The sequence below is a fragment of the Acinetobacter sp. B51(2017) genome (genome assembly GCF_003711395.1).
Classification (GTDB): domain Bacteria; phylum Pseudomonadota; class Gammaproteobacteria; order Pseudomonadales; family Moraxellaceae; genus Acinetobacter.
In genome coordinates this window covers 1-12,966 of record NZ_PJRJ01000022.1, presented here as the reverse complement: position 1 = coordinate 12,966, position 12,966 = coordinate 1, and the positions used below count along the sequence as shown (strand labels likewise).

The 12,966-nt window shown below is 41.2% G+C and carries 14 protein-coding genes, 1 other RNA gene and 1 pseudogene; 12 read left to right on the top strand and 4 right to left on the bottom strand.

The window, feature by feature from the left end; translation table 11 throughout:
- Positions 1-220: 220 nt before the first annotated feature.
- Positions 221-667 (top strand): ABZJ_00895 family protein, encoded by a 447-nt coding sequence (locus tag CYK47_RS10930; RefSeq protein WP_213072427.1) that lies wholly within the window; start codon positions 221-223, stop codon positions 665-667.
- A 54-nt stretch (positions 668-721) separates the two neighbouring features.
- Positions 722-1,633: pseudogene (locus tag CYK47_RS10925) on the top strand (TIGR01777 family oxidoreductase).
- A gap of 27 nt (positions 1,634-1,660) precedes the next feature.
- Here the strand turns inward: CYK47_RS10925 and hemB are convergent.
- A complete protein-coding gene (gene hemB, locus CYK47_RS10920; RefSeq protein ID WP_122901677.1) occupies positions 1,661-2,674 on the bottom strand; it encodes a porphobilinogen synthase in 1,014 nt (337 codons plus the stop codon).
- Positions 2,675-2,768: 94 nt separating this feature from the next.
- Between hemB and CYK47_RS10915 the strand changes: the two genes are divergently transcribed.
- Positions 2,769-3,266 (top strand): thioesterase family protein, encoded by a 498-nt coding sequence (locus CYK47_RS10915; protein WP_122901675.1) that lies wholly within the window; start codon positions 2,769-2,771, stop codon positions 3,264-3,266.
- Positions 3,267-3,314: 48 nt separating this feature from the next.
- Here the strand turns inward: CYK47_RS10915 and CYK47_RS10910 are convergent, their stop codons facing one another.
- The 3 genes from CYK47_RS10910 to glpK form a co-directional block, all read right to left on the bottom strand.
- Positions 3,315-3,530: a hypothetical protein gene (locus tag CYK47_RS10910; RefSeq protein ID WP_122901673.1), complete on the bottom strand. Its 216-nt coding sequence runs from the start codon at positions 3,528-3,530 to the stop codon at positions 3,315-3,317.
- Between the two features lie 12 nt (positions 3,531-3,542).
- On the bottom strand, positions 3,543-4,763 hold the full coding sequence (locus CYK47_RS10905; RefSeq protein WP_122901671.1) for a patatin-like phospholipase family protein: 1,221 nt from the start codon (positions 4,761-4,763) through the stop codon (positions 3,543-3,545).
- Between the two features lie 158 nt (positions 4,764-4,921).
- Positions 4,922-6,409, bottom strand: coding sequence for a glycerol kinase GlpK (gene glpK / locus CYK47_RS10900; protein WP_122901669.1), 1,488 nt, complete (start codon positions 6,407-6,409; stop codon positions 4,922-4,924).
- A gap of 132 nt (positions 6,410-6,541) precedes the next feature.
- On the opposite strand from glpK, the gene ssrA reads away from it, so the two are divergent.
- From ssrA to CYK47_RS10855, 9 genes are all read left to right on the top strand, one after another.
- Positions 6,542-6,901, top strand: a transfer-messenger RNA (tmRNA) gene (ssrA, locus tag CYK47_RS10895).
- A gap of 177 nt (positions 6,902-7,078) precedes the next feature.
- The gene (locus CYK47_RS10890) at positions 7,079-8,308 is read left to right on the top strand and encodes a tyrosine-type recombinase/integrase (RefSeq protein WP_122901667.1); all 1,230 of its coding nucleotides are present in this window, start codon (positions 7,079-7,081) and stop codon (positions 8,306-8,308) included.
- Between the two features lie 87 nt (positions 8,309-8,395).
- Positions 8,396-9,124, top strand: a complete 729-nt coding sequence (locus CYK47_RS10885; RefSeq protein ID WP_122901664.1) for a hypothetical protein — start codon at positions 8,396-8,398, stop codon at positions 9,122-9,124.
- Positions 9,125-9,270: 146 nt separating this feature from the next.
- Positions 9,271-9,483, top strand: coding sequence for a helix-turn-helix transcriptional regulator (locus tag CYK47_RS10880; RefSeq protein ID WP_122901663.1), 213 nt, complete (start codon positions 9,271-9,273; stop codon positions 9,481-9,483).
- 2 nt (positions 9,484-9,485) lie between these two features.
- A complete protein-coding gene (locus CYK47_RS10875; protein WP_122901661.1) occupies positions 9,486-9,686 on the top strand; it encodes a hypothetical protein in 201 nt (66 codons plus the stop codon).
- A gap of 13 nt (positions 9,687-9,699) precedes the next feature.
- On the top strand, positions 9,700-10,086 hold the full coding sequence (locus CYK47_RS10870; protein ID WP_122901659.1) for a hypothetical protein: 387 nt from the start codon (positions 9,700-9,702) through the stop codon (positions 10,084-10,086).
- Positions 10,083-10,322: a hypothetical protein gene (locus CYK47_RS15565; protein ID WP_122901657.1), complete on the top strand. Its 240-nt coding sequence runs from the start codon at positions 10,083-10,085 to the stop codon at positions 10,320-10,322. Before CYK47_RS10870 ends, CYK47_RS15565 begins: the two co-directional genes overlap by 4 nt.
- Positions 10,323-10,334: 12 nt before the next feature.
- The gene (locus tag CYK47_RS10860) at positions 10,335-12,542 is read left to right on the top strand and encodes a DUF927 domain-containing protein (RefSeq protein WP_252150275.1); all 2,208 of its coding nucleotides are present in this window, start codon (positions 10,335-10,337) and stop codon (positions 12,540-12,542) included.
- 282 nt (positions 12,543-12,824) lie between these two features.
- Positions 12,825-12,966 (top strand): transposase (locus CYK47_RS10855; protein WP_016165541.1); only part of this gene is annotated, 142 nt, incomplete at its 3' end.

Below are 12,966 nucleotides of genomic sequence, written 5' to 3'. Positions count from 1 at the left end.
ACCGTTGTGGCTGCTACACGCCAGTCAAAACAAAATGCATTATTATTGCTATAGAAGGTCACCGAAATTTGTGGATGCCAGTACAAACGCTCGGCTGCTACAGACCTGTACCCTTTATAACGTGTTTGTTTTGCAATTGGTTGACAATAAAACTTAAAAAAATAATTTTTTTTTTTATACTGTGATCAGAACTCTCGCTATTGGATGATAAAAGCAGCATATGTTTAAATATTTTTTAAGATTTTTCATTTACTTAGTCTTATTTACTATGTTGATGGGTGTAATAGCAGCTTTATTACCTCGCGGGGTAGGACAAGTGTTAACTGCTTTGCCATTTTTAATCAGTAGTATTTTATTGTTATTTCATTTTCTTAAAAAAGAACGCCGTGCCCCAACGCGTCTTGAACGTAATCGTTTTAGCCTGATCTATGTACTGATTTTCTTTTTCTATAATTATATATTTGCCGTGCTTGGGCCATTGCTGTTTAATCTAAACATTCCTAACATTGGGGCACTATGGTTAAAAGAAGCCCTAAATGTAGAATTTCAGCTCATGCTGATTTCGCGCTTGTTGATTTTTATGATTCCGTTTTATCTGGTTGTATTTTGGTTTTATGGGCCACAAGCCAAACGCATGGCAGCCAAAATGTTTCCTGATCCGCAATAGTGCGATATGGTATGCGCTGTACACAAAAATAAATATTAATGATATAGGTCATGCATGTCTAAACCGTCAGTTTTAATTACCGGTGCAAGTGGTTTTATTGGTTCACATTTAATCCCTTTTTTGGTGGCGCGTGGTTATGAGGTGATTGCCTTGAGCCGTCAAGCGCAAATTGACAGCTACGCCGTGACATGAATTCGCGATTTTCAGCAAATTGGTGAGCGCTACATTGACTATGTGGTGAATTTGGCTGGAGAAAGTATTGGTAAAGGGCGCTGGACTGCAGCGCGTAAGCAAAAACTCATTCAAAGTCGAGTCGAAACGACCGAACGTTTGTATGAATATTTAATTGCACATAAGCTTCATCCGCACAGCATTATTTCAGGTTCTGCAGTGGGGTATTACGGCATTGATAGCCAGCAGCAGTGGCAGCATGTCTGTGCCGAAGATAGTCCAAGTCAAGATATCTTTATGTCGCAGTTATGCCAAAAATGGGAATATAGCGCGCTTAAATTTAGCCAATTTAATACTAAGATTATCCGTTTAGGTGTGGTTTTTGCTAAACAAGGTGGAATTTTGCCGCAAATGCTATTGCCAATTAAATTGAGTTTGGCAGCTAAAATTGCTAGCGGGCAGCAGCCTGTGGCATGGGTACATATTCATGATGTATTAAGAGCGATTGAGTTTTTAATGCGCACGCCCACCCAAAAACGTTTGTTTAATGTGGTTGCGCCAGAACTGACCAGCCAAGCCCAATTTGCACAACACGCAGCACAGTTGTTCAATAAGCGTCCGTATTTTAATGCACCTGCATGGCCGTTTCATATGCTGATGGGTGAACAAGCACAATTGATTCTAAATGGGCAGTTTGTCACACCGAAAAACTTACATGATGCAGGATTTCTTTTTCATTTTCAAAGCTTGCAACATGCGTTAAGTAATTTAAAGCACAGCAAAAGGCCAGCCTAAGCTGACCTTGGATGCTGGTGCACCGCTTTATTGCATGGCTTTTAATTTCAGCGCAGCTTCTTCAGCAAAATATGTCCAAATGCCATCAGCCCCTGCGCGGCGGCAGCTCATTAACGATTCAATAATCACGCTATCTGATAACCAGCCATTTTGAATTGCTCCTGCGAGCATCGCGTATTCACCGCTAACTTGATAAACAAAAGTCGGCACGCCAAAGGTGTCTTTGACTTCACGCACAATATCGAGATAAGGCATACCCGGTTTCACAATTACCATATCTGCGCCTTCTTGAATATCAAGAGCAATTTCATGCAGGGCTTCGGCACGGTTGCCAATGTCCATTTGGTAATTATATTTATTGCCACCTTTTAGGTTGCTCGCAGAACCAACAGCATCACGGAATGGGCCATAGAAGCTTGAGGCATATTTGGCAGAATAGGCCATAATATTGGTATAGATATGACCATTGCTTTCTAAGGCTTGGCGGATTGCACCGATACGACCATCCATCATATCACTTGGTGCAACCACATCGGCACCCGCTTCGGCATGGCTTAAAGCCTGTTTGATTAAAGCATCCACGGTTTCATCATTTAACACATAACCCGTGTCATCAATAATGCCGTCTTGACCATGGGTGGTATAAGGGTCAAGTGCGCCATCGGTAATGAGCACCATTTCGGGTAATTCTTTTTTCAGTAAACGGACTGTGCTTTGTACTAAACCATCGTCACGCCAAGCGGCTTCTGCGAGCAAGCTTTTATCTTCTTGTGGTGTGACAGGAAACAGTGCCAATTTAGACACCCCTAGCGCTAATAAACGTTCAGCTTTTTTTAATAATAAATCAGCCGATAAACGCTGTACGTTGGGCATGCTCGGAATATCTTGAGTTTGATTTTGTCCCGGCAATACAAATACAGGATAAATCAAATGATCTGTTGTCAGTTGTGTTTCACGTACCATGGCACGTAAGTGATCATTTTTACGAATACGACGCATGCGAGTCGCAGGAAAAGCCGGACGATTAAACGTATAGGTCATAACAATCTCTATGTTTCGTATTAAAATTTAGTTTATTGTAGCTCTATAATGACACAATGGTCATTGTAAATTGTTGTTAAGGTAATTTGAAAAAATGAATGATGTTGTGAAAAAGTGGACGGGTGAGTTAAATCTCGGCGAAAAAATTGAAATCAATGCTGTATTTGAAAAGTTGTGCCAAGCCTTTAATAGTTCGCCATTTTTTCAACATAATGCCATGCAAATGCGTGTGGTCGATGGTCAAATCCAAGCTTATATTCAAATGCAGCCACACCTGATTGGTAATCTGCAATACCAAATTTTGCATGGTGGTTCAACGGCAACGCTGCTCGATAGTGTGGGCGGGATTATTGCCATGGCAGAGCTCTATAAAAAAGCCACCAAAGAGACCTTTGAACAAGTGAGTTTACAAGCTGCACGTTTGGCGACCTTGGATATTCGTGTCGATTATTTAAAACCGGGGCGTGGTGAATATTTTATTGCCACCGCTGAGGCGCTACGCATGGGACGTAAGGGCTGTACCATGCGTATGAATATGGTCAATGATCAACATGAGCTGATTGCAACGGCAATTGCCTCTTATGCTTATTGATCGGTGTTAGACTTAAATAGCTAAAAAGACCCGAGCGAGGGTCTTTTTTTATAACAATTGGGCACGGATGTGTTTATAGGCCTGCCAATCAAAAGGCGCGATGGGTTTAGGGATATAGGTCGGCTGCTGGGCTTCAAGATGAAAACGCTGTTTAAAATTGGCCACATGGTTTTGATGCTGTAATTTATCTTGATTCCCTAAAATAAAGTCGGCAGCGGCAGCTACACCAAGCTTAAATAATTTTAATTGTTTTTCGAGTGGCATCTGAAAATCAAGCTAATGAAATTCATGAATCTCACGCGCTTGATCGGCTTTAAAATGATACCATAGCGCAGGGGCAGGCACTTTATGTCGTGCAATCTCGATATAACTAATTAAATGGCGATAATCCTGATTTTGGTGCAAAAAATTAAAGTCTGAGGTGTGTCTTGCGGTATCAAACAAAGCGCTTAAAAATGCCAACAAGCCTTGAGTATTTTGTGGATGCTCACGATCGGTATCTAACTTAGCACCAAAGGTTGGACACAACGGTACATATTGGCGTTGATGAAAAATATCAATTGGGAAGTTGGACATGATCCCACCATCGACCAAAGCAGATTGCTCAGGCAATTGACCTTCGTAACCCACCCATTTGCCCCAATCGGCTTGAGGATTGACTTGTAACAGGACAGGCTCAAAAAAAATCGGAATCGCCATTGAGGCACGTACACATTTGGCCAGTGTTAGTTGTTGCTGCTGATAGAGTTCGGCCATACGCGGAAATACAATTTTACTTTGGGCACTAATGTCGGCACTGACTATACATAGCTGAACATTGGCTGCAATTTTTTCTATCCGTTGTTGGTCGCTCAGTGGTGCAGCATGGGCTGCACGCATAGGGCAAGCGCCTTCAGATTCCCGTTGGGGGCGCAGTTTAAGCGTGTTGGGGGCTAACTTTAGATGCTGCTCTAAGTCAGCAATATGGTTAATGCTTAGGTTTTCTGTCAGCCACTGTTCAAAGCGTTGGCCTGAGTTGAGCGCAATGCGCTCTTTGGACAAGAAACGGCGCAGATCTTTGAGTAAGCTTAAACTAAATTTTTTCTTCCATATGTCGGATTGTTGGCTTTGTAGTGCCTCGACTACATAGTTTGCTAATTTGCCGCCATCAATAAACTCTTGCATCGGCATGCGACTCAGCAGTTCAAGCAGTTTATCGCTGCACATTTGGTTAGGTTTGGCAAGCGTGGCTAAAAACACGGCATTGATCGCGCCTGCGGATGTCCCCGCAATATTTAGAAAACGAATGCCTGCTTGTTCTAGGGCATAGGTATAGCCTGCTAAGGCAATACCTAAAACCCCGCCACCTTCTAAAACAAGATCGACATATTGATGTCCTTGATCATCGACAATGTCGGAAATGGGGTGCTGTTGAATTTTGCTGGTGATGTTATGGATACAATGCCGAATTTCACGGTCGTCTAAGACCTGCTGTTGTAATGTGGATGGATGAGACATCGCAGAACTCCATCTTATTTATTATTGTGAAATTTGAGTATAGTTTTTTTAGGCGCATTTCTCGAGCAAAGATGATTTTTCCATCAATTAAGCTAAATAATACACGAGCGTCTAAGTACGAGACTCAAGCGCTTAAAAAAGCACTTGAGTCACAGTGCTTAATGCAGATGAGACTTGGCGCGTTGCAGCGCATCTTGCCATTTGGCTAAATGACGCTCGCGTTCTAGTTGGGGCATTTTCGGTTCAAAAGCGCGCTCCAATTGCCAGCAAGCTGCAATATCATCTAAGTGACTAAATACACCTGATTTTAAACCGGCCATAGCAGCTGCACCCCAAGCAGTTGATTCCAACATTTTGGGGCGCAGCACAGGTACATTTAACAGATCGGCCTGAAATTGCATCAACATATTATTATGACTGGCGCCACCGTCGACACGCAGTTGAGTGAGCTGTTGACCTAAATCAGATTGCATGGCATTTAAAACATCTGAAACTTGAAAGGCAATCGCTTCTAAGGCAGCACGGGCAATATGATGTTTATTGCTGCCGCGCGACATCCCACAGAGTAAGGCACGCGCCTGTGCATCCCAATGCGGCGCACCCAGTCCCGTAAAGGCAGGCACTAACACTACGCCATCAGTATCGTTCACTTTGCTGGCTAGCTTCTCGACATCACTGCTCTTTTGTAAGATGCCTAAACCGTCGCGCAACCATTGCACAATGGCACCTGCCATAAAGACACTGCCTTCTAAAGCATAAGTCGCTTGATCTTGCGCTTGCCATGCAAGGGTAGATAGCAGTTGATTTTGACTGACTTTGACCTCATGACCGGTATTAAACAGCATAAAACAGCCTGTGCCATAGGTATTTTTAGCTGTACCGGGTTGAAAACAAGCTTGACCAAACATAGCGGCTTGTTGATCACCTAAGACGCCGGTAATCGGAATACAGGCACCCAATAGGCCTTGGGCAGTATCGGCCACATAACTATCAGAGCTGATAATTTGAGGTAATACGCTGCTTGGAATATTAAACTGATCAAGTAATTCTTGATCCCACGTTTGGCTATTGAGATTCATGAGCATGGTACGCGAAGCATTACTGGCTTCAATGACATGCTCTGCGCCTTGGGTTAAGTTCCAAATCAGCCAACTGTCAATGGTGCCAAATGCGACATGACCTTGCTCGGCAAGTTGACGCAAACCTTGTATATTTTCCAGTAACCAAACCAGTTTTCCTGCACTAAAATACGGATCAATTCTTAAGCCAGTGGTTGCTAAAATTTTTGCGCTCAAGCCTTGCGCGATGAGTTGATTGCACCACGGATTTGCACGACGATCTTGCCAAATAATCGCAGGGGCGAGGGCACGTCCCGTGCGTTTATCCCACACCACCGTGGTTTCGCGTTGGTTGGTCACGCCAATCGCATGAATATCTTTGGCCAATAAGCCTGCTGCAGCAATGGCTTGTTGCACCACGCCAAGTTGATTACTCCAAATTTCATGGGCATCTTGTTCGACCCAACCAGAATGTGGGGTTTGAATTTGGGTTTCGCGTTGCGCTGTGGCTTGAATTTCGCCTGTTTCATTAAAGATAATCGCGCGGCTTGAGGTAGTGCCTTGGTCTAGGGCCAATAGATAACTCATATTTTTTCTAATATTAGGCTTGAAAGGCAAAATATTAACCCAATTATTTAAGCAAACGCAGTCACTAGGCGTAATTTGTAGGCAAATGTACTCGTAATTGCTGATAATTATGCTATGATTAAGCCGTACTTTGGGGGTGTTTCTGGCTTCGACGCTGGTGATGAAACTCATAGATGCATGCCGAGAGCGCATTTTCTCTCGTAAATCAAATTTGCAATTTTATAGTCGCAAACGACGAATCTTACGCTCTAGCTGCCTAAGGGCAGCTTGTCCGCATCCCTGAATACTTGTGGTTAGGGGTCCCGACTGAAGCGAACGCACACAAGTCCGTATGAAATCAAGCCTCGGGGTTTCGTACTAAATTAAGAGGATCGCAACTTGTACCCTGTTCGTCGGGTCACAAGGCGCTAAAATAATAGACGATATCTAAGCATGTAGTATTCTGGGGCGTAATGCTGGCGGACGCGGGTTCAACTCCCGCCACCTCCACCAAATACCTAGCTGAATATAACCAAATATAGCGTTATATAAGGCGGAAAGGCTTGAATCTAAAGGGTTCAAGCCTTTTTTTATGCCTAAACATAACTGAATATAACTAGGCATAGGGATACATGGCATGTATCCTAGTCTGTATCCCCTGTATTTTATTGAACTGGAAGGGATACAAAGATGAAAAGATTAGATATTAAACGCCGCCCACTAGCCGATACAGTATTGGCTACTCTTGAACCTGAAACTAAGGAATATCGTGAGTTAGATAGTAGTGGTCTATATTTTAGAGTTAAGCCTGACGGTAATAAGTCTTGGCAATTACGTTACAAGAAAGCAGATGGCAAATGGTCATGGCTAGGGTTAGGTGGCTATCCAGAAGTAAGCGGGCAATTGGCACGCAAAAAAGCCAATGAGCTTTTAGAAGATGTTTCTAGAGGCGATAATCCCATCATTACCAAGCAAGAACGAAAACGCCAAGAGCTTGAGCTTAATAATGCTACGTTTGAAGTATTGGCTAGAGAATGGTTAGATACAAAGCTAAATGCTTGGGTACATGACACTATGACCCGAAATAAAGGCGCATTAGAAAAACATATCTTTCCTGTGTTTGGTAAACGCTTGTACACCACGATTAAACCGATTGAATGGATGAACCATTTAAAAGGGATTCAGCAGCAGCATGGTATTTACGAGCAAGTGAATCGAGTTCGAGCCATGTGTCGTGATATTTACGACTATGCCAAGGTGACAGGGCGAATTGACTACAACCCATTAGAGGGACTGCAAAAGTATTTACAACAAGGCAAAAAAGAAAACATGGCTCATGTTTCTGAAAATGAATTGCCTGTACTGCTTAGAGCGATTAATAACTATCCAAAAGTGGATACAAGAATAGGCTTGCAGCTTCTAGCTATGCTGTTTTGTCGTCCTAGTGAGTTAAGGAAAGCAAAGTGGCTTGAGTTCGACCTAGATCAAGGTCTATGGAATATTCCCGAAGAACGAATGAAGAAACGCCGTGAGCATGTCGTACCACTATCTAAGCAAGCGATTGCCATTCTTAACGAACTTAAAACGTTTGAAACCAACTCTGAGTATTTATTTCCGAGTAGATCGGATAAGGATAAGCCTAAATCAGATACTGTTTTTATCATGGCTTTACGCCGTATGGGCTTTCAAGGCAGACAGACCCCACACGGTTTTAGACATATTGCCAGTACCTTACTAAACAATCGTGGTTTTGATGAACGCCATATTGAGGCTGCACTTGCCCATGTAAAGGATGGCGTGGCAGGGGTATATAATAAAGCCCAATATCTAGAAGATCGAAAAAATATGATGCAATGGTACGCAAATTACTTAGAAGAGCTTGCTGATCAAAAGATTGTAAAGTTCAAAAAAGCAAATTGACTATATATTTAGATATATTTGATGAAATTTAATAGATAAAGAACTATTAACAGAATTTTTCTGATAATGAGCCATACGAGGGGTTATATGGTAACAATTAGTGAGTTATACGCTAGAGCAGAATATCCAGATTTGACACATTGGAAAGATATGCCTATGTTCAGTATTGCTCAATTAGGTTTATTAACAGTAGGTATTGATCCACTGTTGTATGAAGATTTAGAGGGTGCTGATCTAATAACTATTCTTAAACATGATCAACCTGTAAATTGGAAAAATGCGATCATGATTTTTAGATGTTTACAGCAAGATATTTGTGTAGGGAATATTAATTGTCAGATGGTAAATATTCACTCTTATTACGAATGTATAGGTTTATCCTTCAAAAGAGTTAATCAGATAGACCTAAAACCAGATGATTATGATCTTATAAATATATATGAAACTAAAATCTCTAGGGCTGAATCTACAGTATGGTTGAAAAAGAATGGTTATCTTGAAAATCCGATAAAGCAATATCGAGAGGAAGGAGTTGAACAATTAACTTCTTGGCAAGAGTCTCCATTATCCTCAATTTTGCATAGCACTTACACCACGCCTGCGTTAAATGCTTTAAAAGGGGTTATTGAAGAGTTTTGGTCTAGGTATGATCCTGAGAATAACCAACCACCCCCAAAGCAAAGTGTTGTAGAAAGTTGGATTAGAGAAAACTATCCTGACATTCAAGCAAGTGATATATGTAAATATATAGATAAAATTTGCCGTCACCCCAAGGCAAAGAAAGGTGGTAATACGAAAGTGTTAAGTAAAGTTTAAAATATTTTATATTTTTTAAAATCAATGGTTTAATTTGGGGTGATAGCATATTTTTTTATCTTGCTATTACTCCTTTTCTTATTCCCTATGCCAAGTCCTTTTTGGTTTTATATCCCTACTATATTTTTCCATATATGGGGTTATCTATGCATATTCAGCCACTTAGAGTCCAATTTAAAACAGTCTGTGAGCTTCTAGATATTAGTCGAGACTCACTACGTCAATTGATAAATAGCGATAACACTTTCCCACGCCCAATCAAGATGGGTACAGCAAAACAAGCTCCTGTGTATTTTGACTATGCTGATTTAATGCAATGGCATAAGCAGCAAAAAGCTAACTCATATGAGGATGCTTAAGTATGCAACAGCTACAGCAATCAATAGAGCAACCATCTTTAAAAGCTAGATTTGATGCTATATGTCTTGATTACAGCATAGTCGAAAGTGAAACCAGTCAAGCAGCAAAAAAACTTCAGTATTTAGGGCAAAACGTAAAACCTAAATTATTCAAAGAAATGGAGGCTATTAAGAAAGAAATACAACTCAGCTTAGATCTTTAAGAGGTAAATTGAGATGAAAAATTTACCTTTTGAATGGTTATTAAAGGGCTTAATTGGCTTAATTCTTTTGGTTTTTATTGCAAGCTGCAATGTTCCTGCTTATGCTTATGGCGTTCATCAAAAAGCAGATGAATTAGCTTTGGTCGGCTATAACTTACAAGGCGTACAACTCAACAGAGTTATTGTGCGTAATATCTCTATGCGTTCGCATTTTATGGTGAAGCTGGAGAGGGACATGCTTGCGTGTGCGGGAAACCTTGTAGTCCTGTCGACCAACCCTTTTCAGCTTTGCCACCATCATTTGGTCGTGATTGGCAAAGCTTCTTATAAACTACAAGGAGCACAATTCATCGTGCCTATTTCTAGCGATTACGCAAATAAAAAGGCGGTGACATTATGAGCAATGTCACCACCTTTGATCCGAAATCTATTTTAGCAAACTCTAAGCAACTTAATCCACAGCACCTAGAATATACCAAGCATGAAATTATTCAGCGTTTTGGCAATCCACAGCAAGCCATCCATATTGATCAAGCCTGCGTTGATATTGAAGGCGTTAAATACGACAGACCTTTTATCTTACCGATCTACAATGCTCAACTAGAGCTGATTCAATGTGCTGTATTGGCTGATTAAAAGCGTGCGCAAGTGATACCCGATGTTTATGCCAAAGGTTTTGCATATTATGGGGAATTACAGCCTAGTCGGCCTGTGATTATTACGCATCATTTAGAAACATTTTTTAAAGTTGCACAGACAGAGTACGCCGTGGTGCTTGTTGTACTGCCTACGTTATGCAGTGCACCTTTAGCAAAATTAAAGGCTGCTGATGTTGAAAAAATTCGCATTGTTGTCGAGCAATTGCAGGAAGCTGGATATAGTCATTTATATATGCCAGTTAGACCTGAAGAAATAAAACGAGATGATTTTCAGAGTTTGGAAAAAAACACGGCGTTACGCCTTCTAAACCAATATTTGATTATTGATGATGATGGAATCCAGACAGAATATCTGGTGGAGTTGTATAAAGAAGATCCTGTGGAAGATGTGCAAATTTTCTTAGATGAGGCTATTCAGCGTTTACCTCAGATAAGTCACCTGCCTGAAGGACATTTGGCCAAGCCATACAAACTTGACGATGGTAGCTATTTGCATGTTTTGCAAAATGGCTTAGTACAAATCAAAGAGCAACAGTTGGAGGATGGGGAAGTACAAAAGAAACCTATCTTCATTTCTCCACTACTGATTATTTTAGGTGAGGCCCGTAGCGTCAGCAATGATAACTGGAAGAGAGTCATTCAGTTTAAGGATAAGGATCAGCAAGAGCATACCTTATTGATTCCCTATGAGTATTTTATGGGGGAAGCGACAGATGCGTTAAAGCTAATTGCTAACCATGGACTTATGCCGCCACGCCAGCATGCTAAAAAGCAGACTTTTATCCAATATCTTCAGGCTTACCCAATACAAAGGCGTTTTCGATGTGTAGAACGCACAGGTTGGCATACAGATCGCTATGTCACGCCAACGCAAACTTATGGCGATACTCAAGCTGAAGAATTACTCTTTCACCATGAAGGTAAAAACCCCTACAGTATTCAAGGGAGCTTTACAGAGTGGCAGAGCCTAAGTCGTTTAATTGAGCCGCATGCTTTAGCGGTTTTAGCCTTTTCCTGTGCTTTTGCTGGGCAGTTGGTTGAACCTTTAGGCGTAGAAAGTGGTGGTTTTCATATTTACGGTTCATCGACTGATGGCAAAAGTACCATTACTAAAGCGGCATGTAGTATTTGGGGAAACCCTAAAGATATTTCTAAATCATGGCGTACCACAGACAATGCTTTAGAAAACGAAGCTGAACTCAGAAATGACCATTTCTTAAATCTTGATGAATTACGTCAAGCAGCACCTAAAGCAGTATCAGACATCATCTATATGCTGACAGGTGGGCAGGGTAAGGCACGGAGTAACAAAGTCGGCAAAAACCGCGATTTAAAGCAGTTTAATTTGATTTATAGCTCAACAGGTGAAGTCACTTTAGAGGAGCATTTAAGACGTGGCAATATCGAATTAGATGCGGGTCTTTTATTACGTTTTGCTCATTTGCCGAGTGATGCAGGTTACGGCCATGGTGTATTTGAGCAACTGAGTGATGGCCAAGAGCCACAAGCGTTAGCCAATACGATGAATAGCTTAGCCAATCAGCATTACGGGCATGCAGGTACAAGATGGTTAGAGTTTTTGACTCAAGATAAAGCGGGCGTTGTAGAAGAGGCACAAGCTGTATTTGAGCAGTTTATTACTCAGCATGCCCATTGTAAAAATGGGCAAGCTCAACGTGTATTAAGGCGTTTTGCTTTGGTTGCTGCTGCTGGAGAACTTGCAACACAGGCAGGGATTACCGCTTGGCAACAAGGTCGTGCCTCAGCAGCTCTTAGCCAATGCTTTAGCTTATGGTTAAACAGCTTAGGAAATAGCTCGAATTTTGAAGAGCGTAAAGTGTTAGAGCATATCAAAGGCTTTTTTGAGGCACATGGTACAAGCCGCTTTGAATCTTTGCTGGTGCGGCGTCATGCGGATGGGGAAATCATACAGCCAAGGATTCATAATCGTGTTGGCTACTATGATCCAGAGGCTAAAAGCTATTTGATTTCACCAACCATGTTTAAACAAGAAATGTGTATTGGCTTTAATGAAGCTTATGCCAAAAAGGTACTGATTAAACATGGCTGGATTCAAAGCTTTAGTGAAGCAGGAAAAACACTCTATGTTAAAAAGAGTAGCAGTTGTTTACCTGATGGCACACGACCACGGATGATGCATTTTAATATTGAGGCCATGCAGCAGTTAGATCTTTAATTTTCTAAACAATTAAGTGGATAAGGTGGACGTAAAAGTATTTTATTAAATTAAGTAATTGTTTTTTAATAAAAATATGATGTCCACTTTTTGCAAATCTTTCATTTTATAAAGGTGGACATCAAGTGGACAAGGTGGACATCAGTAAAGTCGTCATTCATGGTGTCCACTTTTCTTATATATATGTCCACTTCATGGATAGGTTGTTATGATCCTAGCCAAAATAATGGACAGCACGTCCCTCTAAAGATAACGTAACTTTAATCTTTGGAGATTCAAGAAATGGCTAAACGTTTTAGTCCTGAATTTAAACAGCAAGCGATTGATTATGCACTTTCAAACTCCCACGAACCTATAGCTGCAATCGCCCAGAAATTAGGTGTGGGTTATTCAACTTTAGACAAATGGATTCGTGAAGCCAATC